General features: G+C 74.0%; 24 protein-coding genes. 16 read left to right on the top strand and 8 right to left on the bottom strand.

The window, feature by feature from the left end; genetic code table 11:
- Positions 1 to 265: 265 nt before the first annotated feature.
- Positions 266 to 1,084 carry a 3-oxoadipate enol-lactonase gene (gene pcaD / locus ACIQE0_RS25630; RefSeq protein ID WP_402336370.1) on the top strand — a complete coding sequence of 273 codons (819 nt, stop codon included), beginning with the start codon at positions 266 to 268 and terminating at the stop codon, positions 1,082 to 1,084.
- Complete coding sequence (locus ACIQE0_RS25625; protein WP_402336367.1) at positions 1,084 to 2,289, top strand: 4-hydroxybenzoate 3-monooxygenase; 1,206 nt, start codon at positions 1,084 to 1,086, stop codon at positions 2,287 to 2,289. Before pcaD ends, ACIQE0_RS25625 begins: the two co-directional genes overlap by 1 nt.
- Here ACIQE0_RS25625 and ACIQE0_RS25620 read toward each other — a convergent pair.
- The 3 genes from ACIQE0_RS25620 to ACIQE0_RS25610 form a co-directional block, all read right to left on the bottom strand.
- Entirely contained in the window at positions 2,265 to 3,323 is a 1,059-nt protein-coding gene (locus ACIQE0_RS25620; RefSeq protein ID WP_366331578.1) for a PP2C family protein-serine/threonine phosphatase, read from the bottom strand. The genes ACIQE0_RS25625 and ACIQE0_RS25620 overlap by 25 nt on opposite strands.
- A gap of 284 nt (positions 3,324 to 3,607) precedes the next feature.
- Positions 3,608 to 3,859: a hypothetical protein gene (locus ACIQE0_RS25615; protein WP_366331579.1), complete on the bottom strand. Its 252-nt coding sequence runs from the start codon at positions 3,857 to 3,859 to the stop codon at positions 3,608 to 3,610.
- Positions 3,860 to 3,974: 115 nt separating this feature from the next.
- Positions 3,975 to 5,180: a serine hydrolase domain-containing protein gene (locus tag ACIQE0_RS25610; RefSeq protein WP_402336364.1), complete on the bottom strand. Its 1,206-nt coding sequence runs from the start codon at positions 5,178 to 5,180 to the stop codon at positions 3,975 to 3,977.
- Positions 5,181 to 5,379: 199 nt separating this feature from the next.
- Here ACIQE0_RS25610 and ACIQE0_RS25605 point away from each other — a divergent pair, with 199 nt between their 5' ends.
- The gene (locus tag ACIQE0_RS25605) at positions 5,380 to 6,003 is read left to right on the top strand and encodes an isochorismatase family protein (RefSeq protein WP_402336361.1); all 624 of its coding nucleotides are present in this window, start codon (positions 5,380 to 5,382) and stop codon (positions 6,001 to 6,003) included.
- A gap of 13 nt (positions 6,004 to 6,016) precedes the next feature.
- On the opposite strand, the gene ACIQE0_RS25600 is transcribed toward ACIQE0_RS25605, so the two are convergent.
- Positions 6,017 to 6,847 (bottom strand): lipase family protein, encoded by an 831-nt coding sequence (locus tag ACIQE0_RS25600; protein WP_402336358.1) that lies wholly within the window; start codon positions 6,845 to 6,847, stop codon positions 6,017 to 6,019.
- A 194-nt stretch (positions 6,848 to 7,041) separates the two neighbouring features.
- Here ACIQE0_RS25600 and ACIQE0_RS25595 point away from each other — a divergent pair, with 194 nt between their 5' ends.
- The 9 genes from ACIQE0_RS25595 (at position 7,042) to ACIQE0_RS25555 (ending at position 15,858) form a co-directional block, all read left to right on the top strand.
- Entirely contained in the window at positions 7,042 to 7,452 is a 411-nt protein-coding gene (locus tag ACIQE0_RS25595) for a hypothetical protein (protein WP_402336355.1), read from the top strand.
- Complete coding sequence (locus tag ACIQE0_RS25590; protein WP_402336352.1) at positions 7,452 to 8,045, top strand: 2Fe-2S iron-sulfur cluster-binding protein; 594 nt, start codon at positions 7,452 to 7,454, stop codon at positions 8,043 to 8,045. Before ACIQE0_RS25595 ends, ACIQE0_RS25590 begins: the two co-directional genes overlap by 1 nt.
- Complete coding sequence (locus ACIQE0_RS25585) at positions 8,042 to 9,028, top strand: FAD binding domain-containing protein (RefSeq protein WP_402336349.1); 987 nt, start codon at positions 8,042 to 8,044, stop codon at positions 9,026 to 9,028. Before ACIQE0_RS25590 ends, ACIQE0_RS25585 begins: the two co-directional genes overlap by 4 nt.
- A 32-nt stretch (positions 9,029 to 9,060) precedes the next feature.
- Positions 9,061 to 11,205, top strand: a complete 2,145-nt coding sequence (locus ACIQE0_RS25580) for a xanthine dehydrogenase family protein molybdopterin-binding subunit (RefSeq protein WP_402336346.1) — start codon at positions 9,061 to 9,063, stop codon at positions 11,203 to 11,205.
- Positions 11,206 to 11,363: 158 nt separating this feature from the next.
- Positions 11,364 to 11,918: an ATP-binding protein gene (locus ACIQE0_RS25575; protein ID WP_366331481.1), complete on the top strand. Its 555-nt coding sequence runs from the start codon at positions 11,364 to 11,366 to the stop codon at positions 11,916 to 11,918.
- 267 nt (positions 11,919 to 12,185) lie between these two features.
- Positions 12,186 to 14,243, top strand: coding sequence for a phosphocholine-specific phospholipase C (locus ACIQE0_RS25570; protein WP_402336343.1), 2,058 nt, complete (start codon positions 12,186 to 12,188; stop codon positions 14,241 to 14,243).
- Between the two features lie 181 nt (positions 14,244 to 14,424).
- Positions 14,425 to 14,967: a hypothetical protein gene (locus ACIQE0_RS25565; RefSeq protein WP_366331483.1), complete on the top strand. Its 543-nt coding sequence runs from the start codon at positions 14,425 to 14,427 to the stop codon at positions 14,965 to 14,967.
- A gap of 11 nt (positions 14,968 to 14,978) precedes the next feature.
- Positions 14,979 to 15,353 carry a cupredoxin domain-containing protein gene (locus tag ACIQE0_RS25560; RefSeq protein WP_402336339.1) on the top strand — a complete coding sequence of 125 codons (375 nt, stop codon included), beginning with the start codon at positions 14,979 to 14,981 and terminating at the stop codon, positions 15,351 to 15,353.
- A 73-nt stretch (positions 15,354 to 15,426) separates the two neighbouring features.
- Positions 15,427 to 15,858, top strand: a complete 432-nt coding sequence (locus ACIQE0_RS25555; RefSeq protein WP_402336336.1) for a hypothetical protein — start codon at positions 15,427 to 15,429, stop codon at positions 15,856 to 15,858.
- Positions 15,859 to 15,892: 34 nt separating this feature from the next.
- Here ACIQE0_RS25555 and ACIQE0_RS25550 read toward each other — a convergent pair whose 3' ends face one another.
- Positions 15,893 to 17,068, bottom strand: a complete 1,176-nt coding sequence (locus ACIQE0_RS25550) for an Ig-like domain-containing protein (protein WP_402336334.1) — start codon at positions 17,066 to 17,068, stop codon at positions 15,893 to 15,895.
- A gap of 264 nt (positions 17,069 to 17,332) precedes the next feature.
- On the opposite strand from ACIQE0_RS25550, the gene ACIQE0_RS25545 reads away from it, so the two are divergent.
- Positions 17,333 to 18,643, top strand: coding sequence for a streptophobe family protein (locus tag ACIQE0_RS25545; protein ID WP_402336331.1), 1,311 nt, complete (start codon positions 17,333 to 17,335; stop codon positions 18,641 to 18,643).
- Between the two features lie 17 nt (positions 18,644 to 18,660).
- Here ACIQE0_RS25545 and ACIQE0_RS25540 read toward each other — a convergent pair whose 3' ends face one another.
- Both ACIQE0_RS25540 and ACIQE0_RS25535 read right to left on the bottom strand, forming a co-directional pair.
- Positions 18,661 to 19,104 (bottom strand): cupin domain-containing protein, encoded by a 444-nt coding sequence (locus ACIQE0_RS25540; protein ID WP_402336328.1) that lies wholly within the window; start codon positions 19,102 to 19,104, stop codon positions 18,661 to 18,663.
- Positions 19,105 to 19,233: 129 nt separating this feature from the next.
- Positions 19,234 to 19,869 carry a hypothetical protein gene (locus ACIQE0_RS25535; RefSeq protein WP_402336325.1) on the bottom strand — a complete coding sequence of 212 codons (636 nt, stop codon included), beginning with the start codon at positions 19,867 to 19,869 and terminating at the stop codon, positions 19,234 to 19,236.
- Between the two features lie 342 nt (positions 19,870 to 20,211).
- Between ACIQE0_RS25535 and ACIQE0_RS25530 the strand changes: the two genes are divergently transcribed.
- Positions 20,212 to 21,684 carry a nucleobase:cation symporter-2 family protein gene (locus ACIQE0_RS25530; RefSeq protein ID WP_366331490.1) on the top strand — a complete coding sequence of 491 codons (1,473 nt, stop codon included), beginning with the start codon at positions 20,212 to 20,214 and terminating at the stop codon, positions 21,682 to 21,684.
- Positions 21,685 to 21,767: 83 nt separating this feature from the next.
- Here ACIQE0_RS25530 and ACIQE0_RS25525 read toward each other — a convergent pair whose 3' ends face one another.
- The gene (locus tag ACIQE0_RS25525) at positions 21,768 to 22,403 is read right to left on the bottom strand and encodes a transcriptional regulator (RefSeq protein ID WP_366331580.1); all 636 of its coding nucleotides are present in this window, start codon (positions 22,401 to 22,403) and stop codon (positions 21,768 to 21,770) included.
- A gap of 896 nt (positions 22,404 to 23,299) precedes the next feature.
- Between ACIQE0_RS25525 and ACIQE0_RS25520 the strand changes: the two genes are divergently transcribed.
- Both ACIQE0_RS25520 and ACIQE0_RS25515 read left to right on the top strand, forming a co-directional pair.
- Positions 23,300 to 25,660: a glycosyltransferase gene (locus tag ACIQE0_RS25520; protein ID WP_402336321.1), complete on the top strand. Its 2,361-nt coding sequence runs from the start codon at positions 23,300 to 23,302 to the stop codon at positions 25,658 to 25,660.
- On the top strand, positions 25,657 to 26,880 hold the full coding sequence (locus ACIQE0_RS25515) for an acyltransferase family protein (RefSeq protein WP_402336318.1): 1,224 nt from the start codon (positions 25,657 to 25,659) through the stop codon (positions 26,878 to 26,880). Before ACIQE0_RS25520 ends, ACIQE0_RS25515 begins: the two co-directional genes overlap by 4 nt.
- Positions 26,881 to 26,952 lie beyond the last annotated feature (72 nt).

Below are 26,952 nucleotides of genomic sequence, written 5' to 3'. Positions count from 1 at the left end.
CGACCCGGGTGAGCGCCCCGGATCCCGTGCCCCGGCCGGGAGCCCCCGCGGTCCGGACCGCCCCCGCACAGGCCGCGGGCCCTCCCAAGCGACGCCCGCACCGGCCCGCCCGCCCCACGGGTCCGCCCGGGACCACCCGGCGCCCCCGAGGCCCGCGCCCCGCCGCGGACGGCGCCCCCACCCCCACCCCCACCCCCACCGGCCACCGGCACGATCCGCACCACCCGAACGACCCGAACGACCCGAACGACCCGACGGAGCCCGCATGACGTCCCCCGCCGCCCCCGCACTGCACCACACCACCGCCGGCCCGCCCGGCGCCCCGACACTCCTCCTCGGCCCCTCCGTCGGCACCTCGCTCTCCCTCTGGGAGCCCCAACTCCCGGCCCTGTCCCGCCGGTTCCACGTCGTCCGCTGGGACCTCCCGGGCCACGGCGGCACCCCCACCGGCGTCCTGGCCACCCCCGGCACCACCACCGTCCCCGAACTCGCCGCCCTGGTCCTCCGACTCGCCAACGCCCTGCGGCTGCACACCTTCGCCCACGCCGGGGTGTCGCTCGGCGGTGCGGTGGGTGCCTGGCTCGCCGCCCACCACCCCCACCGGATCAGCTCGCTCGCCCTGGTCTGCTCCTCGGCGCGGTTCGGCGAGCCGGCCGGCTGGCGGGAACGGGCCGCCCTCGTCCGCGCCAAGGGCCTGGACGCGGTCGCCGACGGCGCGGCCGGCCGCTGGTTCACCCCCGCCTTCGCCGCCTCACCGGAGGCCGCCGCCCTGGTCGAGGAGCTCCGCCGGGACGTCTCACCCGAGGGCTACGCGGCCTGCTGCGACGCCCTCGCCGCCTACGACCTGCGCCCGGTCCTGTCGCGGATCGCCGCCCCCACCCTCGTCGTGGCCGGCCGCGCCGACCCGGCCACTCCGCCCGCACACGCCCGCGAACTCACCGACGGCATCCCCGACGCCAGCCTCGTCGAACTCTCCGGCGCCGCCCACCTCGCCGGCGTCGAACGCCCCGCGGAGGTCCTCGCCGCCCTCCTCGCCCACTTCGCCCCGCTCCACGCCCACCCCGCCCCGAGAACGGCCCTGTGATGCCCGGCACCCCCGCCGACCCACCGCAGGAGACCACCGTCGGCATCATCGGCGGCGGACCGGCCGGACTGCTGCTCGCCCGGCTGCTGCACCGCGCCGGCATCGACTGCGTGGTCCTGGAGGGCCGCGACCGCGCCTACGTCGAGCAGCGGCAGCGCGCCGGCATCCTCGAGCAGGGCACCACCGACGTCCTGCGCGCCTGCGGAGCGGGGGAGCGGCTGGACCGCGAGGGGCTGGTCCACGACGGCATCCAGCTGCGCTACGACCGGCGCGCCCACCGCCTGGACTTCCCCGCGCTGACCGACGGCCGCCGGGTCACCGTCTACGCCCAGACCGAGGTCGTCAAGGACCTGATAGCGCTCCAGCTCGCCGACGGCCCGCCGCTGCTGTTCGAGGCCCGCGCGCACGGCGTGACCGACGCCGCGTCCGACCGGCCCCGCATCCACTACACCCACGGCGGCCGCACCCACACCCTCACCTGCGCCTACGTCGCCGGCTGCGACGGTTTCCACGGTGTGGCCCGGCAGGCCGTCCCGGAGTCCGCCCGCCGCACCTACACCCGCAGCTACCCCTACTCCTGGCTCGGCGTGCTCGCCGACGTCCCGCCCTCCCACGACGAACTGGTCTACGCCCACTCGCCCCGCGGCTTCGCCCTGCTCAGCATGCGCACCCCCACCGTCAGCCGGCTCTACCTCCAGGTCCCCGGCGGCACCGACCCGGCCGACTGGCCCGACGACCGGATCTGGGACGAGTTGGAGGCCCGCGCCGCCGTCGACACCGTCCCCTGGAAACCGGCCCGCGGCCCGCTCACCGCCAAGGCCGTCCTCCCGCTGCGCAGCGCGGTCACCGAGCCGATGCGCTACGGCCGGCTGCTGCTGGCCGGCGACGCGGCCCATATCGTCCCGCCCACCGGCGCCAAGGGCCTCAACCTCGCGGTCGCCGACGTCACCGTCCTGGCCCGCGCCCTGGCGCACCGGCACCGCACCGGGTCGACCGCACTCCTCGACGCCTACTCCGCGACCTGCCTGCGCCGGGTCTGGCGGGCCGAGCACTTCTCGCACTTCATGACCACGACCCTGCACACCGCCCCGGACCAGAGCGCCTTCGACACCCGGCTCCAGCTCTCCCAGCTCGACCGGATCGCCGGCTCCCGGCACGCCGCCGCCGAACTCGCCGAGAACTACACGGGACTGCCGCTGGCCTGAGCCTCGCCGGCGGCCGGCCGCTCCGGGGCCCGGTGCCCCACTCGGTAGCGCACCAGCAGCATCGCCGCGTCGTCGTGCAGCGGCCCCTCCGCGTGGTCGACGACGTCCTCCCGTACCGCCTGCAGCGCCGCCTCCGGGTCGGGGTCCTTCAGCAGCGTGGCGCGCTCGTCGAGGGGATAGAACCAGCCGGCCGAGTCCCGCGCCTCGGAGACCCCGTCGGTGTAGAAGAGCAGCTGGTCGCCGGGGGCGAACGGGACCTCGTAGGGGACCGGCGCGTCCGGCCGGTGCTCCATCAGGCCCAGTGGCAGCGCCCGCTCCCGCGGCGCCGCGTAGCCGACCGCGCCGGACGGGCGGACGACCAGGGGGGAGGGGTGGCCGAAGTTCAGCAGCGTGGCATGGGGGCCGTCGCCGATCTCGGCGAGCACCGCGGTGACGAACCGCTCACCGGACAGATGGCGGTTGAGGGCCCGTTCGACCCGGGCGCCGACCGACGGCAGATCCGCCTCGTCGTGCGCCGCCTCCCGGAACGCGCCGAGCACCACCGCGGCGCTCTCCACCGCCTCCAGGCCCTTGCCCTGCACATCCCCGACGATGATCCGCACGCCGGCCGGCGAGGTCACCACCTCGTAGAGGTCGCCGCCGATCCGGGCCTCGGCCACCGCCGAGGTGTAGGAGACCGCGATCCGCAGCGGACCGGCGCTGCGCGGCACCGGCCGCAGCAGCACCCGCTGGGCGACCTCCGCGATCGACCGCACATTGGCCAGCTCGGCCTCCCGGCGCTGCCGCATGACCGCCGCCACCACACCGGCCGCGGTCACGCCGGCCACCGACAGCAGCGCGGTCAGCCCGCGCCGGCTCTCGAACAGCCCGCTGTGGATCCCGAGGCCCACGCAGAGCACCGCCGCGGTCAGCCCGACCAGCGCGGTCCGCCGCCAGCCGCCGACCAGACCGGCGAACGCCGGCCCCAGTGACACCAGGGGCAGAAAGCCCACGCCCGGCCCGGCGGTGATGTCCACGGCGCTGACCGCGGCCATGACCACATACGGAAGCGCGGCCAGCGCACGGGAGCGGGGGCGCCGCTCTCCCTTCTGCACGGTCAAGGTCCACTCCGGCGTCGTGACGGTCAGGGGCCGCCCGGGTGGGCGGTCCCTGAGAGGCGATCGGTCGCGGGGAAACCGGTCATCGGTCCGTTCGACTGTCCGAAACCGTCCACCGGGCCCCCGACCTGAGCATATGCAACATTTGCCGGACTGAATGACGGAGGATGCGCCCCCGTTATCGAATCGCCGCGCCGCGGAGGCCGCGGCGCGGGCGCGTGTCAGGCGAGGTAGTGGTGGGTGCTGTTGACCCGGCCGGGCCGCAGGATCCGGATCGGACCGCGGTTGCAGTCGGGGCAGTCGGCGCGGGTCAGCGGGGAGGGCACCCGACGGCCGTGGTTGAAGTAATCGGCGCGGCGGTGCCCCGCGAGATCGGTGGTGTGCCGGATCTCGTACTCCTCCTCCCACCCGTGCCCGCAGTGCAGGCAGACGAACGAGTACGCCTCGTGAACCGTCTCGGTGTCCTTCTCCATGGCCACCACGCCCCTCTCCCCGGGGCCGTCGCACTGCGGCGGCGCCGGAAGACTCCATGCCGCACCTCCCATTATGGCGCCGCACCGCGGTGTCCGGCGTGGCCGGAACCGGCCCTCAGGGCCGGCCGCGCACCCCCGCCAGCGCCTCGTACACCGCCGCCACCAGCGCCCGGCTGCGCGGGTCCTCACCGCTGGTGCCGCCTCCGAAGCGGTTCATGACGTACGCGTACGCCAGCCCGTTCTCGGGGTCGGCGAAGGCGTACGACCCGCCCGCGCCGCCGTGCCCGAGCGTGCGCCGGTTGGGGCCCGCCTGCCCGCGGTCGTTGAGCATGTAGCCCAGCCCCCAGCGGTACGCCGCCGCGCTGCCCTCCGGGGCGAACCCGCCGAGGGTGAGGTCCACCTCGCCGGGCCGGCTCTGCGAGCTGCGCATCGCCTCCAGGGTGGCGGGCCGGACCAGCCCGCCGCCGGCCAGCGCCGCGTAGACCGCGGCCAGACCGCGCGCCGTGGCGTGGCCGTTGCCGGACGGGATCTCCGCCGAGCGGTAGGCGGCGCTGTTGACGTCGCCGGTGGGGAGGTACGTCAGGGCCAGCGCGACCCCGGCCCGCGGATGGTCGGCGATCCCGCGCACCGGCGGTGTCGGCAGGTCGGGGAAGCGCTCGCGCAGCTGGGCCGCGCTCAGCTGGCCGACCATGTCGGCGCACCGCGGCTGCTCTGCGACCGGGGTGCCGATGAACACCTCGGCGCCGAGCGGCCCGGTGATCTCCTCGCGCAGGAACGTGCCCAGCGACCGCCCGGTGATCCGCCGGACCACCTCGCCCACCAGATATCCGAACGTCACCGCGTGGTAGCCCTGCGCGGTCCCCGGCTCCCACCAGGGCGGGGTGGCGGCCAGCGCCTCGCAGACGTACTCCCAGTCATAGGCGCGGCCCTCGGCCAGCGGCTCCCGGGGCGCCGGCAGTCCGGCGCGGTGGCTGAGCAGCCAGCGCACCGGTATGGCCTCCTTGCCCTCCCGGGCGAATTCCGGCCAATAGTGTGCGACCGGCGCGTCCAGGTCCAACTCGCCCCGGTCCACCAGGAGATGGGCGCACAGCGCGGTCATCCCCTTGGACGTGGAGTAGACGTTGACCAGAGTGTCCCGCTCCCAGGCCCGGCTGCCGGCCGCGTCCGCGTGCCCGCCCCACAGATCGACCACCGGCGCCCCGTCCCGCAGCACCGCGACCGCCGCCCCCACCTCGTCGTGCTCACGGAAGTTCCGCTCGAAGGCGGCCCTGACCCCCTCGAAACCCGGTGCGCAGTGCCCGTTGACGATGGCAGCTTCCACGGTGTTCTCCTCGCGTCGTCGCGGTGCGGATCGGTCGCCGCGCCCACGGCCGCACCGTCCCCGCGGGGACGCGAGGGACCTGCGTCCGTGGAGCACGTACGGATGATCCGCCCGGTCGATGCCTGTGGCAACCACGCGCGGGCGGCCGGAAGTGCTCCCGCCCGACCGGCCCAGCGCCGCGCATCGGGATCATGGTGGTATGTCCGCTGCCGCGATACGCCCCGTCCAGGCCCTCCTCCTCGTCGACCTCCAGTGCGCGTTCGTCACCGGCGAGGACCCGGTCCCCGACGCCGCCCGGGTCCTCGACCGGGCCCGCGACCTGCTCACCCGGGCCCGCGCGGCCGGCGCCCTGGTCGTCCACCTCCAGAACGACGGCGAGCCCGGCACCGTCGACGAACCCCACACCCCCGGCTGGGAACTCCACCTGCCCGTCGCGCCCGGCCCCCGCGAGCACGTGGTCCGCAAGACCGGGGACGACGGTTTCGCCGGCACCCCGCTCGACGCCCTGCTCACCGGCGCCGGCGTCACGGAACTGGCGGTGTGCGGGGTGCTCTCCGAGATGTGTGTCGCCGCCACCGCGCGCGCCGCGCTGGAGCGGGACCACCGCGTCGTCCTCCCGCACGACGCGCACGCCACCTACGACATCCCCGCCGCGCCCGACATCAGCGACACCGTCCCGGCCGCGATGTCCTCCCGGGCCGCCGAATGGGCCCTCGGCGACGAGGTCGAGATCGTCCCGCGCGCCGCCGCCGTCCCCTTCACCGCCCCCACCGGCGCCCCGGACGCCGCACCCCCCGCCGCCCCCGCCGCCACCGTGCGCTAGCGGCAGCGGCGGCTCAACTCCCCTGCCGCGCCGCCGCGTTCTCCAGCGCGCCGACGTACGCCGTGACGCGGTGGTCCCGGATGCCGTCCGCCGTGGGGGCCAGCAGTTCGGCGGTCAGGCCCCGGCCGCGGTCCAGCGGGCCGTCGAGCAGCGGCATGGTGTTGTGCACCGCGCCCCGGGAGTCGATGTAGCGCAGCGCGGAGACATGGCGGAAGACCGGCTCCGGCGGGAGCTGGGGGACCAGGTCGCTGTGGTTCACGAAGCGGAACATCCGGTCCGTGAAGGCGGTGTTGAACTCCCGTGCCAGGCCCGGGTCGCAGGTGCGCGGCTGGCCGAAGGTGTAGACGCCGTCGGCGGTGTGCCGCGGGTCGTCGAAGTGCAGCCGGGCGCCGGCCAGCATCGCCAGCGCACCGCCCAGGCCGTGCCCGGTGAAGTAGACCGCCTGGCCGTTGTCCCGGAACTCCTTGAGCGCGGTGAGCACCTGCGGCCAGAGGGACTCCAGGGTCTCGGCGAAGCCGTGGTGGACATGGCCCCGGCTGGCGGGGCCGGGCCAGGGCGGGGTGGTGGCGTCACCGAGCCAGTCCCGCAGCTCGACGGGCTCGGTGCCGCGGAACGCGGTGAGGAGCATGTGCCGCCCGCCGAGGGTGTAGGCCCGGGCGTCGGGGAGCGGGAACGGCGGGCGGAACACGGCGTGGTGAGGGCGCACCCGCTCGAAGCCCCACTCCCGGGCGGCGGCCTCGACCGCCGTCTCGTCCCGGTACGCGAGGGCGGCGGCGCGCACCATGCACCGTGCCTGGCGGAGGCTGTAGCCGGTGGCCTGCTGGTCGACGAGGGAACTGGTCAACGGGTGCTCCTGGGGTGCGCGGACGGCAGCGACGACAGGGCAGTCACACAGAGCGCGCCCTGACTACTCAAAGTAACTCCGGGGTGGTGGGGCGGTCCGGTGCGCCCGTTTAAACCACTCCATCGAGCCTCGGGTCGCCGACACCGTGGCGCGGAGTGAGCCTGGAAGCCCGGCACCCGAGCGAAGGGCCCACAGTGAACAGCGCGCATCAGGCGTCACCCGCGGAACACGTATCGGCCGAAGTCCTGGTGGAGATCGAGGGCTGCACGACCGAGGACGCTCAGGCCGTCTTCAGCGCCCTGCGCACCGCCTTCCGCTGCGACCGCGCCGCGGGCGACGTCCCCAGGGACGTGGCCGGGGCGGGCGGCACGGTGTGGACCTCCACCGTCGACGCCGGTGAGCCCGGCAGCACCCCCGAGCCGCGGCGGCTGACCGCCCCCGTCGGCATCTCCCTCCAGGGCGGTTACTGGGCCGTGGACCAGGTGTGCGCGGGCCTGAAGCCGGCGTTCGCGGTCACCGTCCTCGGCACCGCCGCCGGCGACCAGGAAAAGGAGGTCGAACTGCGGCTGGAGACCCTGCGGCAGCCCGTCACGAGGGGCGCCTGATGGCACCGGGGGAGGGGCGCCCGGACGACACCGACGGCCCCCGCCCGGTCAACGGCCGCCGCTCCGAACTGGCCCTCACCGTCAACGGCACCCCGCACACCCTGACCCTGGACCACCGCACCACCGTCCTGGACGCGCTCCGCGAACACCTCGGCCTCACCGGCGCCAAGAAGGGCTGCGACCACGGCCAGTGCGGTGCCTGCACCGTCCTGGTCGACGGGCGGCGCGCCAACGCCTGCCTGCTGCTGGCCGTGGCGCACGACGGCCGCCGGATCACCACGATCGAGGGCCTCGCCGACGGCGACCGCCCGCACCCCCTCCAGGAGGCCTTCCTGGAGCGCGACGCCCTCCAGTGCGGCTTCTGCACCCCCGGCCAGATCTGCTCCGCCGCCGGCGTCCTGGCCGAGGCGGCCGACGGCGTCCCCTCCCACGTCACCCCGCCCACCGCGCGCCCCGGGGCGCCGGTCGCGCTCACCGCCGACGAGATCCGCGAGCGGATGAGCGGCAACCTGTGCCGCTGCGGCGCCTACCCCCGGATCGTCGAGGCGGTCGCCGACGCGGCGGCCCGCACCGCGGAGGTGAGCGGCACATGAGGCCCTTCGGCTACCTGCGGGTCGGCAGCGTCGACGAGGCGGTGCGGGCCGCCGCCGGAGCGCCCGGCGCCCAGTTCCTCGCCGGCGGCACCAACCTCGTCGACCTGATGAAGCTCGGCGTGGAGGCCCCGCGCACGCTCATCGACGTCAGCCGGCTCCCGCTGGACCGGATCGAGGAACTCCCCGGCGGCGGGCTGCGCATCGGCGCCATGGTCCGCAACACCGACCTCGCCGCGGCCCCCGCCGTCCGCGACCGCTACCCGGTCCTGTCCCAGGCGCTGCTGGCCGGCGCCTCCGGGCAACTGCGCAACACCGCCACCACCGGCGGCAACCTCCTCCAGCGCACCCGCTGCACCTACTTCCAGGACACCACCAAACCGTGCAACAAACGGGAGCCGGGGACCGGTTGCCCGGCGATCGACGGCGCCCACCGCGACCTCGCCGTCCTCGGCCACTCCCCGCACTGCGTCGCCACCCAGCCCTCCGACATGGCGGTCGCCCTGGCCGCCCTGGACGCCACCGTGCGCCTGCACGGCCCCGAGGGCGAACGCACCGTTCCCGCAACGGACTTCCACCGGCTTCCCGGCGACAGCCCCGAACGGGACACCGAGATCCGACTTGGCGAACTGGTCACCGCCGTCGAACTGCCGCCGCCCCACCCCGGCGCGCACGCCCGCTACCGCAAGGCCCGCGACCGCGCCTCGTTCGCCTTCGCACTGGCCTCCGTCGCCGCCCTCCTCGCCGTCCGCGACGGCACGGTCGCCCACATCCGCCTCGCCTTCGGCGGGCTGGCCCACCGCCCCTGGCGGGCCCGCGCCGCCGAGGCCGCGCTGCGCGGCGCGCCCGCCACCGAGGAGAGCTTCGCCCGCGCCGCCGACGTCGAACTCGCCGCCGCCGCACCGCTGCGCGACAACGCCTTCAAGGTCCCGCTGGCCCGCGCCCTCGCCGTCGGCGTCCTCACCGACCTCGCCGCTCGCGGCTGACCCGCCCGCCCCCGACCGCAAGGACCCGCGCCATGAGCCACGACCCCCCGGAGCACGCACCGGCCCCGAACCTCCTGGCACCGGGCCCGCCCCCGCACCCGCTGGGCGCCCCGCTGGCCCGCCGCGAAGGCCGCGAGAAGGTCGCCGGCACCGCCCGCTACGCCGCCGACCACACCCCGCCCGGCTGCGCCTACGCCTGGCCCGTCCCAGCCACCGTCGCCCGCGGCCGGATCACCGCCGTGGACACCCGCGAGGCACTGGCCCAGCCCGGCGTCCTTGCCGTCCTCACCCACGAGAACGCGCCCCGCCTGGGCGCCACCGACGACGCGACCCTGGCCCTCCTCCAGGACGACCGCGTCCCGCACCGCGGCTGGTACGTCGCCCTCGCCGTCGCCGACACCCCGGAGGCCGCCCGCGCCGCCGCCGACGCCGTCCACGTCGAGTACGCCACCGACCGCCACGACGTGCTGCTCACCGCCGACCACCCCGGGCTGTACGTACCGAAGGAGGTCTTCGGCGGCCCCGGAGCCCGCGAACGCGGCGACTTCGACGCGGCGTTCGCCGCCGCACCGACCACCGTCGACGTCACGTACACCATGACGCCGCAGCACAACCACCCCATGGAACCGCACGCCGCCACCGCCCAGTGGACCGACGGCCACCTCACCGTCCACGACTCCAGCCAGGGCGCCACCAAGGTGTGCGAGGAACTGGCCGGGCTGTTCACGCTCGGCACCGACGAGATCACCGTGCTCTCCGAGCACGTCGGCGGCGGCTTCGGCTCCAAGGGCACGCCCCGCCCCCAGGTCGTGCTCGCCGCGATGGCCGCCCGGTACACCGGCCGCCCCGTCAAACTGGCCCTGCCGCGCCGCCAGTTGGCCACCGTCGTCGGCCACCGCACGCCCACCCTCCAGCGGGTGCGCCTCGGCGCCGGCCCCGACGGCGTGCTCACCGCCCTGGCTCACGAGAGCGTCTCGCACACCTCCACCATCGCCGAGTTCGTCGAACAGGCCGCGATGCCGGCCCGCATGATGTACACCTCGCCCAACAGCCGCACCGTGCACCGCGTCGCCCCCCTCGACGTCCCCACCCCCTCCTGGATGCGCGCCCCCGGCGAGGCCCCGGGCATGTACGCACTGGAGTCCGCCATGGACGAACTCGCCGTCGCCCTGGGCCTGGACCCCGTCGAACTGCGCGTCCGCAACGACCCCGCCACCGAGCCGGACAGCGACCGCCCCTTCAGCAGCCGCCATCTGATCGCGTGCCTGCACCGGGGCGCGGAGCGCTTCGGCTGGCTGCCCCGCGACCCGCGCCCCGGCGTCCGCCGCCACGGCGACCTGCTGCTGGGCACCGGCGTCGCCGCGGCCACCTACCCCGCCTTCGCGAGCGCGAGCACGGCCCAGGCACACGCCGACCCCGACGGCGGCTACCGCATCCGCATCAACGCCACCGACATCGGCACCGGCGCCCGCACCGTGCTCGCCCAGATCGCCGCCGCCGCGCTCGGCGCCCCCGAGGATCGCGTCCATGTCGACATCGGCAGCAGCGACCTGCCGCCCGCCGTGCTCGCCGGCGGCTCCTCCGGCACCGCCTCCTGGGGCTGGGCCGTCCACAAGGCGTGCACCGCACTGCTGACCCGGCTGCGCGCCCACGACGGACCGCTCCCCGCCGAGGGCCTCACCGTCACCGAGGACACCCGCGAGGAGACCGCCGAGCCCTCCCCGTACGCCCAGCACGCCTTCGGCGCCGTCTTCGCCGAGGTCCAGGCCGACACCCGCACCGGCGAGGTCCGCGTCCGCCGGCTGGTGGGCCAGTACGCGGCCGGACGCATCCTCAACTCCCGTACGGCGCGCTCCCAGTTCATCGGCGGCATGACCATGGGCCTGGGCATGGCCCTCATGGAAGGCAGCGCCGTGGACCCCGAGTTCGGCGACTTCACCGCCTGCGACCTGGCCGCGTACCACCTGCCGTGCTGCGCCGACGTCCTGGACGTCGAGGCGCACTGGCTCGACGAGGACGACCCCCACCTCAACCCCATGGGCAGCAAGGGCATCGGCGAGATCGGCATCGTCGGCACCGCGGCGGCCATCGGCAACGCCCTCTGGCACGCCACCGGCGCCCGGCTGCGCGACCTGCCGCTGACCCCGGACAAGGTCCTGACCGCACTGCTCACCTGAGAGCCACCCGCCTCAGACGGCGCACCCCTGTTGCGGGCCGGTAACCCCCGGGGCAGCATGGCATTCCACCCATACGTGACGAATGCTCACTCTTCGTGTTCGGGGTTCGTTGGTCCAACGAGGTGAAGGGCGTGAGCCTCGCGGTGAGGAGCCACGACATGACACCACCAGGCGACCGGCACTACACGGTCGAACTGCACGCCTCGGCAGAACGCGTCCCCCAGATCCGGCGGATCGTCGCCGCCCATCTGCGCCACTGGAACCTGGAGTTGCAGGTCCGGCCCGTGTGCGAGGGGGTGGCCGAGCTCCTGACCAACGTCCACCGCCATCTCGGCCCCGGCGCCCGCTGTGTGGTCGAACTCCGGTGGACCGGCCGCCATCTGACGGCGTCGGTCGCCGACGAGGGCCCCCGGCTGCCGCGGCTGGAGGGCGCGGCGGCCGGCGGGCTCGCCCGGATCGCCGCGCTCAGCGACAGCTGGGGCACCTGCGGCACTCCCGACGGCAAGGTCATCTGGTTCACCCGCCGCATCGGGGCGGCCCGCACCGCGCCGGTGACCCCGCCGGTACCGCTGCGCAGCGTCCCGGACGTGGTCCAGCCCGCGCCCACCGCCGAACCGCCCGCCCCCGCACCGGAGTCCACCGCGGACACCGCCCCCGCCGGGGGCCCGGCCGTCACCGGCTCATCCCCCTCAGAGGCATCACTGGTCTCATAACCCCCGGTCCCACGCGACCGACCGGCTCCCCACGGCCGGCGGGACACGGCGCAACTGCCGTGCCCCGCCGGCCGCTCGTCGTGCCGGGGCCGCCCGTGGCCTGGGAGTTCGGCTCTCGTACGGTGTGAGGTCAGCGCCGGGACACCCGCTCTTCCCCGACCCCCGTTCCTCTTGGAACACTGCGCTCACTGCTGTTCCCGCACCCCCCACCGCACCACGCATCCCGAACCGCCCCCGTCCTGCCCCCCATACGAGGTCCCCAGACACATGGCTGACATCAACCGCCGGCGCTTCCTCCAGATAGCCGGCGCCACGGCCGGCTTCACCGCGCTGTCCGGCAGCATCGCCCGCGCCGCGGCCATCCCCGCCCGACGCCGCACCGGCTCCCTCAAGGACGTCGAGCACATCGTCGTCCTGATGCAGGAGAACCGCTCCTTCGACCACTACTTCGGCTCGCTGCGCGGCGTCCGCGGCTTCGGCGACCCCCGCCCGGTGACCCTCCCCAGCGGCAAGTCCGTCTGGTACCAGTCCGACGGCACCAAGGACCTGCTGCCCTACCACCCCGACGCCAAGGACCTCGGTATGCAGTTCATCGAGGGCCTCAACCACGACTGGCACGGCGGCCACCAGGCGTGGAACGACGGCAAGTACGACCAGTGGGTCCCCGCCAAGGGCACCGGCACCATGGCCCACCTGACCCGCCAGGACATCCCCTTCCACTACGCCCTGGCCGACGCGTTCACCGTCTGCGACGCCTACCACTGCTCGCTGATCGGCTCCACCGACCCCAACCGCTACTACATGTGGTCCGGTTACGTCGGCAACGACGGCACCGGCGGCGGCCCGGTCGTCGGCAACGAGGAGGCCGGCTACGGCTGGACCACCTACCCCGAGCGCCTGGAGCAGGCCGGCGTCTCCTGGAAGATCTACCAGGACATCGGCGACGGCCTGGACGCCGCCGGCGGATGGGGCTGGATCGACGACGCCTACCGCGGCAACTACGGCGACAACTCCCTGCTCTTCTTCGACCAGTACCGCAACGCCGAGCCCGGCGACCCGCTCTACGACAAGGCCCGCACCGGCACCGACGCCAAGCAGGGCGACGGCTACTTCGACCGGCTCAGGGCCGACGTCAAGAACGGCACACTGCCCCAGATCTCCTGGATCGCCGCCCCCGAGGCCTTCTCCGAACACCCCAACTGGCCCGCCAACTACGGCGCCTGGTACATCTCCCAGGTCCTGGACGCGCTGACCTCCGACCCGGACGTCTGGAGCAGGACCGCGCTGTTCATCACCTACGACGAGAACGACGGCTACTTCGACCACGTCGTCCCGCCCTTCCCGCCGGCCTCCGCCGCCCAGGGCCGGTCCACCGCGGACACCGCCCTGGAGCACTTCGCCGGCAACGCCACCTACGCCGCCGGCCCCTACGGCCTCGGCCAGCGCGTCCCGATGCTGGTGGTCTCCCCCTGGAGCACCGGCGGCTACGTCTGCTCCGAGGTCTTCGACCACACCTCCCTCATCCGGTTCATGGAGCGCCGCTTCGGCGTCCACGAGCCCCACATCACGCCCTGGCGCCGCGCCGTCTGCGGCGACCTCACCTCCGCCTTCGACTTCTCCCTGGAGAACACCAGGCCCGCACGGCTCCCCGACACCACCGGCTACCAGCCGCCGGACCGCAAGCGGCACGACAGCTACGTCCCCAAGCCGCCCGCCACCCCCGTCCTGCCCACGCAGGAGGCCGGCACCCGGCCCAGCCGCCCGCTGCCCTACGTCCCGCTGGTCGACGGCACAGCGGACGTCGCCGGCGGCCGCTACACCCTCACCTTCAGCGGCGGCGGCGCCGCCGGCGCCTGCTTCCTGGTCACCTCCGCCCACCGCACCGACGGCCCCTGGACCTACACCACCGAGGCCGGCGAGACGGTCGCCGACACCTGGAACACCGCCTACTCCCAGGGCAGTTACGACCTGACGGTGCACGGCCCCAACGGCTTCCTGCGCACCTTCAAGGGCCCCGGCAAGAAGCTCACCCCCGAGGTGACCGCCCGCCACGACGCCGCCTCCGGCCGCCTCGAACTCTCCCTCACCAACCCGGGCTCCGCCCCCTGCCACCTCACCCTCGCCAACGCCTACGGCGGCCCCGGGCAGACCGTCCGGGTGGACCCCGGCGGGACCGTCACCCAGCGCATCGACCTCACCGCGAGCAAGCGCTGGTACGACCTGACGGTGACCGCCGACTCCGACGCCGGCTTCCTGCGCCGCTTCGCCGGCCACGTCGAGACCGGCCGCCCGGGCGTCAGCGACCCGGCGCTGCGCACCGCCTGACCCGGCCCGGCCGGGAGGCGCCGCACCCCGACGCCTCCCGGCCACCCGTCGGCACGACGCGCCCCGCGCCCCGTCCCCGGTACGCCGAACGCCTCCGCCCGGATGCCCGGCCGCGGCGGCTGCGCTCTAGTGGGGTGGGCGGCCGGACGCCGCCCGCCCCGCGTGCCGAAGGAGACGTGCGATGAGGAACCCCGCCCCAGCGGCCGTCACCGCGGCCGCCGTCGTCCTGATCGCCGCGGCGGTCGGCGGCTGCTCCAACGAGGGCGGCGGGACCGCCCCGTCGCGGACCCAGACACCGTCCGCCACCGGCCCGGCCACCGCCAGCCCGGCGGCCACGGTGCACGCCCGCAAGGACCCGCTGGGCACGTTCCTCGTCGATGCGCAGGGCCGCACCCTCTACCTCTTCGAGGCGGACCGGGGCCGGTACTCGACGTGCTTCGGCGACTGCGCCAAGGACTGGCCGCCGCTGACGATTCCGCACGGCCTGCCGTCGGCCGGCGCCGGCGTCCAGGAGGGACTGGTGGGGACCTTCCGCCGGGACGGCGGCCGGCAGATCACCTACAACGGCCACCCGCTCTACTACTACGCCGGTGACCGGCGGCCCGGGGACGTCAAGGGCCAGAACTCCCACGACCACGGGGCGAAGTGGTACGTCGTCGCCCCCAACGGACACCCGATCACCGGCCCGGCACCCAGCCCCAGCGGCACCCACGGAGGGTCCTGACCATGCCCCGCATGCCCCGCCTCGCCCTGACCGTCCCGGCCCTCTGCCTGGTGGCCGCCCTCGCCGGCTGCGGGAACTCCGGCGGGGGCGGTAACCCCACCGCCTCCCCGACCGCCACGGCCACCGGGGCGGCGACCGCCCGGATCACCATCAAGGACTTCACCTTCCGGCCCGCCGCGCTGACCGTGCGGCCCGGCGCCAAGGTGACCGTCGTCAACCAGGACGACGTGGCCCACACCCTGACCGCCACCGGCAGCAAGCCCTTCGACACCGGCAGCATCGCCCCCGGCCGCAGCGCCACCTTCACCGCCCCCGCCAAGCCCGGCGGCTACCCCTACCTCTGCACCATCCACCCGAACATGAAGGGCACGCTCACCGTCCGCTGAGCCGCCCGGGGAACCGCCAGGTCCGTCCGTCGTCGAACCCGTCCGACCGATCAGCCCGAGCCCGGGAGGCGCCGTGCCCTCAGCTCCCAGCGCACCCCACCGCGGCCGGACCGCCCGGGGCGTGGTCCGCGTCCTGGCCGCGGCCGGCCTGGTCGTCGACGCCTGGGTCCACGCCCGGCTCGCCGGCCCCTACGACGCGGTCGACGCGGGCCTGAGCCAGGGCATGCTGTTCCGGGTGGAGGCCGGACTGGCCGCGCTGGCCGCACTGCTCGTCCTGGTGTGGCGCCGGCCGCTCGGCGACGCCTTCGCCTTCCTGGTGGCGGCGGGCGGACTGGCGCTGCTGGCGCTCTACACCACGGTGGACCTCGGGCAGTTCGGGCCGGTCCCGGACATGTACTACCCGGTCTGGACCGGCGACAAGAAGCTCGCCGCCGCGGGCCAGGCCGTCGCCGCCCTGGCCACCGGCTTCCTGCTGCTGACCAGGCTGCGGCGACCGCCTGCGTGAACGCCGCGGGAGCGCTACTGACGCTGCGGGAGCGCTACTTCAGGGCGCTCCGCTGCTGCCACTGCTGCCAGTTCTCCTGCCAGACCTCCAGGCCGTTGCCGACGTCGGTCTTCTTGGTGCTGGTGGTGTTCTTCACCTCGACCGTGGAGCCGATCGGCAGGAAGTCGTAGATCCGCTTGGCGTCCGAGGTGGTCATGCCGAAGCAGCCGTGGCTGTTGTTGACCACGCCGATCGACTGGTTCCACGGGGCGGAGTGCAGGAAGGTGCCGGAGGCGGTGAGGTGGGTGACCCACTTGGAGTCCAGCATCCACTCGTTGCCGTGGCCGATGGTGGAGGAGTCCATGGTCTCGGCGGCGTTCTTGCTGCGGACGGTGTGCACGCCGCCGCGGGTCGGGTCCTGCGGGGAGCCCGCCGAGCCCCTGATGGTGCCGACCGGCTTGCCGTCGGCGTACATGGTCAGGGTGTGCGAGGGCACGTCGATGACGGCCTTGTGGTCGGCGCCTATCGTGAAGTCGAAGTCGTAGTCGCGGGCGAAGTAGCCGCTGTCACCGGAGTTGATGCCGCCCAGTCCGCCGCGCACGGACACCTTGGTGCCGGCCGGCCAGTAGTCCTTGGGCCGCCAGTCGATGCGGTCCTTGCCGGACCAGTCCTTCACCCAGCCCCAGGCCCCCTCGACGTGCGGCTGGCTGGTGACCTTCAGCGCCTTCTCGATCTCGGCGCGCCGGTCGGTGGCTATCGGGTGGTCGAAGAGGATCGAGATCGGCATGCCGGTGCCGACCGTCTGGCCGTTGCCCGGGGTGTTGATGAGCTTGTTGATCTTCTCCGGCTGCTCGGTGGTGAAGGTCGCCGTCGCCTTGGACTCCTTGCCGCCGGTCGACTTCGCCTCGGTGCGCACGGTGTAGGTGGTCTTCGGCCGGACGTTGCTCTCGGAGGTCCATGACGCGCCGTCCGCGGCCAGCCGGCCGGGCACCTTGGCGCCCTTGTCGTCCTTGACCTCGACGGCGGTCAGCTTGCCGCCGTCGGCCTTGACCGATATCGGCGAGCCGAGCTTCGCCGCGGAGTTGCCGCCGGCCGGGGTGACGGTCACCTTGGCCGCCGGCTCCGCCGCCGTGGACGAGCCCGCACCGGTCCCGCACGCGGTCAGCAGCAGTCCCGCCGCGAGCGCGGCAGGTATCAACCGGGTGGTGTGGCGACGTGTTCCGGCGTGCACGAGGGTCCCTCCAAGGCTGAGCAACGGAAAGCGGGGGTGCCGGAGGCACCCACCGCATATACAGATGTTTTGTCCGCTTCAGAGGTTGTGCGCCGCATCGGATTATTAGGACACAGTTCGATATCGAAGCCGGGAAAGCGTCGAGTGCCCGGGGTGCCGGGGGTGTCTCCCGGGCCCGGCCGGCCCTTCGGGGTGCCCGCTCGCGCGCTCCGTGCGTACCGTGGCCTGGACGGCACTTCGGCCCCGCGCCCCGCAGGAGGCAGCGTGCGCCAGACCCGCGGCCCGGCAGCGGCCGGCCCCCACGGCACCCCGACCGCCCTCGGCGGCTGGGCGGACGCCCTCGGCACGGCCGTGGCGGGCCTGCTGACCATGGCGCTGACCGCCGCGCTCGGCCTGTGGGCGGCGGGCGCGGCCGGGCTGCCCGACGGCGCCTTCCCCTCGGTGGTCGCGGCCGCCGTCGTCGCCGCGGCCGGCGGTTCGCTCAGCGCGACCGGCAACGCCGGCGTCATCGCCGAGGCCCATGCCGCCGTCGACGCCGTACCGCTGTCGGTGACCCTCGCCGGCGCCCTGGTCACCGCCCTCGTCTTCCTGCGGCCGCTGCGGCACCGCGCGGTCGCCCCGGCCGGCGAACTGCTCGGCCGAATCGCCCGGACCGCGGTGTGCTGGCTGGTCCTGCTGCTCCTGCTGGCACTCGCCGCGCACCACAGCTTCACCGTCTCCGTCGGCAACGAGCTCGCCGACCGGCTCGGCGCGCTCCTGGGCAGCACCCCCACCGTCGGCTTCCGCGCCGACATCCCCGCCACCCTCGGCTACGGGCTGCTGTGGCTGCTGGCCGTCCTGGCGCTGGCCTTCCTCGTCTCCCGCAAGGCCCCGCTCACCCCGCGGCTGCTCCGCTTCCAGGACTCGGTCCGCCCACCGGCCGCCGCGATGCTGCTGACGCTGCTGGTCTACACCGCGCTCGGGCTGGTCGTCGGCGTCGTCGAACTGATCGTCCGCGGTGATCCGGCGCGGACTCTCGCGGTGATCCTGCTCGGGCTGCCCAACCTGGCCTGGATGGCGTTGGGGGTCGGCGTCGGCGGCGCCTGGACCGGGCATGTCGACACCGCCCTCGGGCTGCCGCTGCCGCACGCGCTGGAGCAGGTGCTGCGGGGCCGCGGGGAGCACCCCCTCGACCTCGGCTCGCTGGGCGCCCAGGACGGGCGGGTCTGGCTGCTGGTGGCGGTGGCCGCGGTGGTGCTGCTCGGCGCCGCCTTCACCGCGGCGGTGCACGCCCCCGCCCGCACGCCCGCCTGGCGGCACGCCCTGGAGATGGCGGCGGCGCTGGCGCTCACCCTCCTCGTCGTCGGGCTGGTGACCCGGATCGACGCGCGCTACGGACTGTCCCTGATCGGCATCGGCGACCTCGGCGGGGACCTGGGCGGCGCGGTCACCCTCACACCGCAGCTGGGGCGGCTGGTGGCGGTGGGCGCGGCCTGGGGCCTGGTCACCGGGTTCGCCGGCAGCCTGGCGGCGCGTCGGGTCCGGCACCCCGGCGAGGTCCGGGACGCGCGCCGGACCCCGCCGCGGAGCCGCTGAGGACGCACCCCGGACGGCTACTGCCTCTCGATCGCGGTGAGTTGGTACAGCTCGGGCACGGACACCTTGATCGGCTCCTGCGTGGTGCGGGCGATCACCACGACCACCGGCTCCTCCGGGTCGGGGTTCTCCTCCCGGTGCGGGACGAACGGCGGCACGAGGAGGAAGTCACCGGGCCCGGCGGCGATCCGCACCTCCTGGGTGCCGTCGTGGTAGACGAAGACGGGGTGGCCGGCAACGACGTAGATGCCCGCCTCCGACGCGCCGTGGTGGTGGTTGTCCGTCGCGCTCAGCGGCGGGTTCTCCACCAGGCCCATCCAGAGCCGCTGCGAGCCGACGGTTGTGCCGCTGAGGGCGGTGTAGCCGTCCAGTTCGCCGGAGCGGACGTGGTGGACGCGGTTGTTCGGCGGTACGGCGTCGCCGGTGCGCGGTGCGGTCCCGGCGTGCTCGTGGTTGGTCATCGTGGTGCCTCCGTGAACGTTCGACGGCCTCGGTCGCGCATCAGGGTGCGGCCGCCCTTCCCCTGGCGGCAACGTCCGTTGCTGTATTGGCAATCGGGTGGATCTCCGCCGGCTCGGGCCGCGCGCCCCTCACCGTTGGCCGGGTGGCCCTCCCGGTGGCCCTCCCGGTGGCGGGAACGGCGGCGGGAACTCCGTCTCGTCGGGGAGTCCGGCGCCGCCCGTGCTCCCGTGGGCGATGCCCGCGTCGCCAGCGGCCTCCACCGGCCCGGCGGCCGCCTCCGGCGCGTCGGCCGAGGGCACGTCCGCCGACGCGGCGAACGCCGCCAGCGACGCCCCGTCGCAGCAGCACCACCGTCCGTGCCGCGCGTCGTACAGCCACACCGCATCGCCGTCCACCACCACCCCGATCCGCGTCCCGCGCGCCCGCTCCGCGAACGCCGCCCGGTCCAGCCGCCCGGCCAACACCTCCGCCACCAGCCGTCGGTAGCGCCCGAGTTGGTCTTCGGCGGCGGCCAGCAGCGGTCGCGGGTCCGCGCTCCCGGTGGCCGGCGGGGCGGGCGGCACCGGCAGCAGCCGCCGTCCGTCCACCCATGCCGACCAGCCGTCGGCGCACCGCGCCCGCGCCCGGTCGCCGTGCCGCTCGACGATCTGGACGGGCAGCAGCGGTTCCAGCGGCGGCAGCGGGTCGGTGGCGTCCTGGTCCGCCCACGTCGCCATCCCGCCGGGCGGGACGACAGGGCGGGGACGGAAGTCCGGTGCGGTCATGGGCAGCTCCCTCGCACGGGTGCGGTGCCGCGGTCGGCCGCCCCACCTCGCCGCATGCGCCGAGGAGTTCGGCCCGGCGGACGCAACCGGCCGCTCCGCCACATTTCCGAGTTTACGGCGTGATTCCAGCCTCTGTCCCCGGCCAGTCGCGCGGAGGGGTAAAGGTCAACTAAGGTGTGCGCTCCCCACGAGCCCGCACCTGCGCATTCCACGGAAATCCCGGACTTCGGTCCGCGAGCGACGGTTGCCCCGGCGAACCGGGACGCACCGCACCAGGCAGGGCAACGCACCATTGGGCCCGGGTTCCTTCTTATTCACCTACCTCATGAAGGCAAGGCAGAGATGGCACGACTCGCGCGACAAACCCCCCAGCAGTTCCCCCGGAAGCCGGTACATCCGGTCGACGAGGTCCTCCCGTTCGGCAAACTCGCCATCTACGGCTTCCAGCACGTCCTCGCCTTCTACGCCGCCGCGGTCGTCGTGCCGATCATGCTCGGCAACGCCGTCGGGCTGTCCCGCGAGGAACTCGTCTACCTCATCAACGCGGACCTGTTGACCTGCGGAATCGCCTCCATCATCCAGGCGTTCGGCATCTGGAAAATAGGCGTAAGAATGCCGCTCGTACAGGGCGCCACCTTCACCGCGGTCTCCCCGATGATCGCCATCGGACTGGGCGCCGGCGGCGGCACCGCCGGGCTGCTGGTGGTCTACGGCGCGGTGATCACCGCAGGCATCGCCACCTTCCTCTTCGCGCCGTTCTTCAGCAAGTTGGTGAAGTACTTCCCACCGCTCGTCATCGGCACGATCCTCACCATCATCGGGCTGACCCTCATCCCGCAGGCGCTCCAGGACGCGGCCGGCGGCGCCCAGTTGGCGGGCAAGCCGGAATTCGGCGACCCGAAGAACCTCGCCTACGCGCTGGGCACCCTGCTGTTCATCCTCGCGATCGTGCGGATCGGGAAGCCGCTGCTGAACAGCGTCTCGGTGCTGCTCGGTCTGGTCGTCGGGACGGCCGTCGCCTGGCTGCTCGGTGACGTCGACTTCAGCGCCGTGGGGAGCGCCCACTGGTTCGGCGTGAGCACCCCGTTCCACTATGGAATGCCCAAGTTCGAGGCGTTCCCGATCATCGCGATGATCGTCGTCATGCTGATCACGATGGTGGAGACCACCGGCGACGTCTACGCCATCGGCGAGATCACCGGCCGGCCGGTCAGCAACGACACCGTCGCCCGGGCGCTGCGTGCCGACGGCGTCGCCACCGTCCTCGGCGGCGTCTTCAACTCCTTCCCCTACACGACGTTCGCCCAGAACATCGGCCTGGTGCGGATGTCGCGGGTGATGAGCCGCTTCGTGGTGGTCGCGGCCGGCGGCTTCATGATCGTGCTGGGGCTGCTGCCGAAGGCCGGCACGGTCGTCGCCGCGATCCCGCATCCGGTGCTCGGCGGCGCCTCGCTCGCCCTGTTCGGCATGGTCGCCGCCGTCGGCATCCAGATCCTCGGCAAGGCGGACCTGCGCGCGGAGCGCAACGCCCTGATCCTGGCGGTGAGTTTGGGCGCCGCGTTCCTGCCCACCTCGGTCGCGCCGTTCTTCGAGCGGATGCCGCAGGAGGTCCGGGCGGTGCTCGACAGCGGCATCACCCTCGGCGGTCTGACCGTGATCGTCCTGAACCTCGTCTTCAACGTCTTCACCCGCAGCAAGTCGATGGAGATCGACTGGGACGAGTACGCCGAGGACGAGGGGGAGACCGGGGCCGCGGTGGCACCGGCCGGCTCCGCGCCGGCCGGTCCGGCGCCGCACACCCCGGGCGGGTACTGACCCACCCGGGCACGTACTAACCGCAGGGGCCGGCGGCCGTGCGGCGGGGCGGGGCCACTGGCCCCTCCCGTCGGACGGCCGCCTCACTGCACCGAGTTGAGCGCCGGCGCCTCGCCCGCCTCCCCGATCAGCTCCCAGAAGTGGTCCACCAACCGCCGCAGATACGCCGACCGCTCGGCCGCGATCTCCTTCAGCCGGGCATCGGCGCTGCGCGCCACCACATGCCCCATGTACCGCTCGGAGAAGTCCGCGAACTCCGCGTGCATGGCGCGCAAAGCATCGCTCACCCGGCTCCGGTTCAGCGTGGTGATCTCGCTGATCGGCGCGACCTGCGACTTCCAGCGGCCCTCGATGGCCGACCGCAGATGTCCGGCCAACTCCTCGACGCGCCCCATCACTCCGATCAGCCCGCGCAGCGACAGTCCCAGCGCCTCCACCAGCGCTTTGGTCTGCCGGTAGTCGCCGTGCCACTCGTTGGCCGACTCCGCCGCCCAGTACGCCTCCGGGGCCATCCCCACCAACTGCGCCAGCCGCTCCACGCTCATCTGCCGGGCCAGCCGGTGCTCGACCAGCGTCCGCGGCTGCACCCCCATCAGCACCGCCGGCGGGCACCACAACACATCGGCCAGGGCGAACAGTTGGGGCTCGGTGGGCGCCATGGAGCCGTATTCCCAGGCCTCGATCACCTCCGGGGGCACCGGTGCGCCGCACGCTGCCATGGACTGGGCGACCTGACCTGTCGTCAGGCCCACCCGGGCCCGCGCGGATCTGGCCTGAACGGGGGAGAACGGAACGCTGTTCACGTGCGCGACACCTCGCTGCACCCGGTGCGGAGCGGGGTGCTGTGGGGGAGGAGAAGGGGCGGACATGGAGGAACATCCAGGGGCGGGCAGATTAACAGATGGGAGAGAGGTACGAATCTCCAGCGACAACTCCCGCATCATGTGCGGCCGATGGGCCTGCGGTTACTGCTCGATGGTGCCGTGTGAGGCGCTCTGGCGGCGGGACGTCATCAAGGTGTTACGTGGAGGAAGGTGCGGTGTCACAGTGAGCACCGAGGCTGGCGGGTGCTGATGGGCCTTGCCGAGCGGGGCCGGTCAGTGTAGACCTGACGTTCGGTCCTCCCCCCACAATCCGATCAGGATGGGACCCCCACCTATGCGATACACGCTCGACCGCCCCCGTGCGGTCCGGTGCCCACAGTCCGCCGTGCCGGCCGCGTACGCCGAGGCCGCGCCCCGTCGCGCCGCCGTCCGTTCCGCCGAGAGAAGACGCACCCCGGCATGCCTGCCTCATGGACTGTCATGCATCTGACAATCATGCGCGGACGGCGCTCCCTGTGACCGCCGCCTGATGTCCGCCTGACTGTCACCGCCCCCATCTCGCGCGCACCCGGAGCCGCCGGCACCCCCACCAGCCGGCCCCGGCGGAACCCCAACCCGCCGCCGCAGCAGGGCGGTTGCTTCGCCCTGCCTGCGTTGCGGTCATCGGGCCATGCCTCCTGGACCGTCGACAACCCTGGTCTGACCTGCGTCAGACGAGAGGCCCCCATCGGTCCGAGGGGCGTCCCGCGCCGGCCTCCGTGTGCCCCGCCGTCACGAAAGGATCTTTCCAGGTGCTCACTTCGCACCATGCGCACCCCCAGGGCTCAGCCACGGCCCTGCTCGGCGGAACGGACCACCACCCCACCCCACCGCACGCCCAACCCGCAGGCCACGTCCTGGTCGTCGGCTCCCCGGGCCCACGTCTGGAACGCCTGGCCCACACCCTCCGCACCACCGGCCACGAGGTCAGCCACGCCCCGCCCGGCGAGGCCGGCCCCCGCGTCCACCAGGCACCCCCGGACGCCGTCGTCGCCCTCGACGAACCCGACGCCCGGCACGCCGCGGCCGACGTCATCCGCGAGGTGCGCACCGTCCCCGCCGGACGCGCCCTGCCGCTCCTCATGGTCACCGGCGCCCCCGGCGCCGCCGACCTGCTCCGCCAGGGCGCCGACGACTGCATACCCGAGTCCTCGGATCCGGACGAACTCTCCGCCCGCATCGAGGCCAAGCTCCGCCGCGTCCCCGTCCCCGTCGAGCACCTGCTCCGCGACCCGCGCACCGGTCTCTACTCCCGCCCCCACTTCCTGGACGAACTCGACCGCGAACTGCGGCGCCCCGAAGCCGCCCGGCACGGCGGCGTCCTCGCCGTCATCGCGGTCGCCGAACTCGCCGCGCTGGAGGAGCGGTTGGGGCCCCGGATCCGCCGCGAGGTCGCCGAACGGCTCGCGGGCGTCGCCGAAAGGCTCGGTGGCGCCTGCGACCGGCTCGGCCGCGACGACGAGGGCCATCTGCTGATGCTGCTCCCCGGCGTCGACGAGGAAGCCGCCCTGCGCGGCCTTCAGGCCCTGGCCACCGCCGCCGCCGGCACCCGCTTCGTCGTCGCCGACGAGAACGTGCGCCTGACCCCCGCCATCGGCTGGCTCCCGCTCACCGGCGCCACCGACGCCGCCGCGACCGTCGACCAGGCCGTCGACGCGGCCCGCGAAGCGCTCCGCCACCGCGACCTCCGCCCCGTCCGCTACGCCCCCTGGATGCGCGGGACCCCGCACCGGCACCGCCGGCCCCCGCTGCGCGCCCTGGTCCGCCCCGTGCTCTCCGGGCTCTCCCCGGTCCTGGCCCTGCTCCTGGGCATCGGCGTGCCGTTCGCCCTCTACCGGCAGGCGTACCTGGCCGGTTGGGACCTCGGCTCCGGCATGTACTGGGCGGTGGTCGCCGGGCTGGTGCTCTCCGCGCTGCTGATCATCCTGGAATGCCTCTACGCGCTGGACGCCCCGGCCCGACCGGAAAGCCCCGGCGCCCCCTACCCGGCGGCCAGCGCCGTGATCGCCGCGTACCTCCCCAACGAGGCCGCCACCATCGTCGACACCGTCGAGTCGTTCCTGCGCCAGGAGTACCCGGGCGACCTGGAGATCGTCCTCGCCTACAACACCCCGCACCCGCTGCCCGTCGAGGACACCCTCCGCGAGATCGCCGCCCGCGACCCGCGCCTGGTCCTCCTGCCGGTCGCCGGCTCCACCTCCAAGGCGCAGAACGTCAACGCCGCCGTCACCCGCGTCCGCGGCGAGTTCGTCGGCATCTTCGACGCCGACCACCACCCGGCCCCGCACGCCTTCCGCGACGCCTGGCACTGGCTCTCCCACGGCTACGACGTCGTCCAGGGCCACTGCGTGGTCCGCAACGGCGACAGCTCCCGCGTCGCCCGGCTCGTCGCCGTCGAGTTCGAGGCGATCTACGCCGTCAGCCACCCCGGCCGCACCCGGCTCCACGGCTTCGGCGTCTTCGGCGGCTCCAACGGCTTCTGGCGCACCGACCTGCTCGCCCGCACCCGGATGCACGGCTCGATGCTCACCGAGGACATCGACTCCACCCTCCGCGCGCTGACCACCGGCGCCCGCATCGCCGTCGACCGCACCCTGCTCTCCCGCGAACTCGCCCCCACCACCCTCACCGCCCTGTGGAACCAGCGCTCCCGCTGGGCCCAGGGCTGGCTCCAGGTCTCCCTCAAGCACCTCTGGAGCGGCCTGCGTTCACCGATTCTGACACTGCGTCAAAAGGTCGGACTGCTGGTCCTCCTGGGCTGGCGCGAGGTCCAGCCCTGGCTCACCCTCCAGATCCTGCCGATCCTGCTGTACGCCGTCTGGAAGGCCGGCGGTCCGGAGCACATCAACTGGGCGGTCCCGGTCTGCGTCCTGGCCCTGCTCCTCACCCTCGCCGCCGGACCCGTCCAGGCGCTCTTCGCCTGGCGCCTCGCCGTTCCCGAACTCCGCGCCCGCCGCGGCTGGTTCTGGTCCTATCTGCTGGTCTCGACCGTCTTCTACAGCCACTTCAAGAACATGGTCGCCCGCCAGGCCCACCTCAAGGAGGCCCTCGGCGACCGGCAGTGGCGCGTCACCCCCCGGGCCCAGGCCGTCAAGGCGGTGGCCCGCCGATGACCACCGCCACCGCCACCGCCGCGCCCGCCCCGGCCGGCGCCCCCGCGGCCGCCCCGCGCCGCCGCGCCGGCGACCTCGACGGCTTCCGCGGACTCGCCGCACTCAGCACCGTCGCCTTCCACGTCTGGCAGCAGTACACCGCCTACGACGCACAGGGCGCCCACCCGCCGGTGGCCAACCCCTACCTCGACGCGGCCCTCTCCCTTGAGGTCATCGACCTCTTCTTCGTGCTCTCGGCGTTCCTGCTCGCCCGCTCCTACGCCCGCGCCGCGATCGACGGCGGCTCCACCCGCCCGGCCCGCGCCTTCCTCTTCCGCCGGGCCATCCGCATCCTGCCGCTCTACGTCATCGCGGTCCTCGTCGTCTGGGCCACCCGCAACCCCACCCTCCCCGGCAACTGGCCAGACCTCCTCGAACACCTCACGTTCACCCACGTCTTCGACCAGGAGCGGATCTTCTACACCCTCGGCCCCACCTGGTCTCTCTCCCTGGAGGTGCTCTTCTACTTCGTCCTCGTGGGCCTCGGTCCGCTCGCCGTCCGCGCCTGCCGGCGCCTGCACCGCCGCGGCAGCCGGATCGCCCTCTGCGCGGCCGGCTGCCTCTTCCTCTACGCGGCCCCGCTGGGCTGGATCACCGTCGCGCACTACGTCCTGCGCATCCCGCACACCGACTGGGTCGTCTACTTCGGACCCCAGGCCCGCTTCGGCGGCTTCGCGGCCGGTATGGGACTGGCGGTGGCCCTGACCGCCCTCGGCGACCGGGCCCGGCTCACCCCGCGCACCGCCCTCACCCTCACCGCCCTCACGCTGGCCGGCCTGTTCGTCCTCTCCCACCGGTCCGAGGCGGAGAGCTTCACCTTTACCTACTACCACCCGATGGCCACCGCGCTGTGGACCCTGCTGGTCTTCGGCACCCTGCACCTCCGCCGGCGCACCGTCTGGAACCGCTTCCTGACGGCGCGTTGGCTCACCGCGGTCGGCCTGGTCAGCTACAGCCTCTTCATCTGGCACGAACCGGTCATGCTCCTGCTCCACAACGCCGGGCTGCTGCCCCAGGGCCCGGCCGGCTTCCCCTGGGCGTTGCTGATCGTCTTCGTCGCCGCCCTCCTGGCGGCCACCGCCAGCTACTGGCTCATCGAATACCCCGCCGGTCTGCTCGGCCGCCTCAAGGACGGCCACGGCCGCTCCCGGGACTTCTATCCCGAACCGGCGCTCCCATAAGGGGCGTTCGCGGCCCGTAGGCCACCGTTGCCCCGGCCCCAAAAAGGCACTCGGCCGCCGGAAGCGATCCGG

It is taken from the genome of Streptomyces sp. NPDC093097, from assembly GCF_044754325.1.
Classification (GTDB): Bacteria; Actinomycetota; Actinomycetes; order Streptomycetales; family Streptomycetaceae; genus Streptomyces.
This window is presented reverse-complemented; position numbering and strand designations above follow the sequence as displayed.

What these genes read in the sequence shown, in the direction of transcription:
- pcaD (WP_402336370.1), top strand. Translation starts at nt 266, where the DNA reads ATGACGTCCCCCGCCGCCCCCGCACTGCACCACACCACCGCCGGCCCG.
- ACIQE0_RS25625 (WP_402336367.1), top strand. Translation starts at nt 1,084, where the DNA reads ATGCCCGGCACCCCCGCCGACCCACCGCAGGAGACCACCGTCGGCATC.
- ACIQE0_RS25620 (WP_366331578.1), bottom strand. Translation starts at nt 3,323, where the DNA reads ATGGCCGCGGTCAGCGCCGTGGACATCACCGCCGGGCCGGGCGTGGGC.
- ACIQE0_RS25615 (WP_366331579.1), bottom strand. Translation starts at nt 3,859, where the DNA reads ATGGAGAAGGACACCGAGACGGTTCACGAGGCGTACTCGTTCGTCTGC.
- ACIQE0_RS25605 (WP_402336361.1), top strand. Translation starts at nt 5,380, where the DNA reads ATGTCCGCTGCCGCGATACGCCCCGTCCAGGCCCTCCTCCTCGTCGAC.
- ACIQE0_RS25590 (WP_402336352.1), top strand. Translation starts at nt 7,452, where the DNA reads ATGGCACCGGGGGAGGGGCGCCCGGACGACACCGACGGCCCCCGCCCG.
- ACIQE0_RS25585 (WP_402336349.1), top strand. Translation starts at nt 8,042, where the DNA reads ATGAGGCCCTTCGGCTACCTGCGGGTCGGCAGCGTCGACGAGGCGGTG.
- ACIQE0_RS25580 (WP_402336346.1), top strand. Translation starts at nt 9,061, where the DNA reads ATGAGCCACGACCCCCCGGAGCACGCACCGGCCCCGAACCTCCTGGCA.
- ACIQE0_RS25575 (WP_366331481.1), top strand. Translation starts at nt 11,364, where the DNA reads ATGACACCACCAGGCGACCGGCACTACACGGTCGAACTGCACGCCTCG.
- ACIQE0_RS25570 (WP_402336343.1), top strand. Translation starts at nt 12,186, where the DNA reads ATGGCTGACATCAACCGCCGGCGCTTCCTCCAGATAGCCGGCGCCACG.
- ACIQE0_RS25565 (WP_366331483.1), top strand. Translation starts at nt 14,425, where the DNA reads ATGAGGAACCCCGCCCCAGCGGCCGTCACCGCGGCCGCCGTCGTCCTG.
- ACIQE0_RS25560 (WP_402336339.1), top strand. Translation starts at nt 14,979, where the DNA reads ATGCCCCGCCTCGCCCTGACCGTCCCGGCCCTCTGCCTGGTGGCCGCC.
- ACIQE0_RS25540 (WP_402336328.1), bottom strand. Translation starts at nt 19,104, where the DNA reads ATGACCAACCACGAGCACGCCGGGACCGCACCGCGCACCGGCGACGCC.
- ACIQE0_RS25535 (WP_402336325.1), bottom strand. Translation starts at nt 19,869, where the DNA reads ATGACCGCACCGGACTTCCGTCCCCGCCCTGTCGTCCCGCCCGGCGGG.
- ACIQE0_RS25530 (WP_366331490.1), top strand. Translation starts at nt 20,212, where the DNA reads ATGGCACGACTCGCGCGACAAACCCCCCAGCAGTTCCCCCGGAAGCCG.
- ACIQE0_RS25525 (WP_366331580.1), bottom strand. Translation starts at nt 22,403, where the DNA reads ATGGCAGCGTGCGGCGCACCGGTGCCCCCGGAGGTGATCGAGGCCTGG.
- ACIQE0_RS25515 (WP_402336318.1), top strand. Translation starts at nt 25,657, where the DNA reads ATGACCACCGCCACCGCCACCGCCGCGCCCGCCCCGGCCGGCGCCCCC.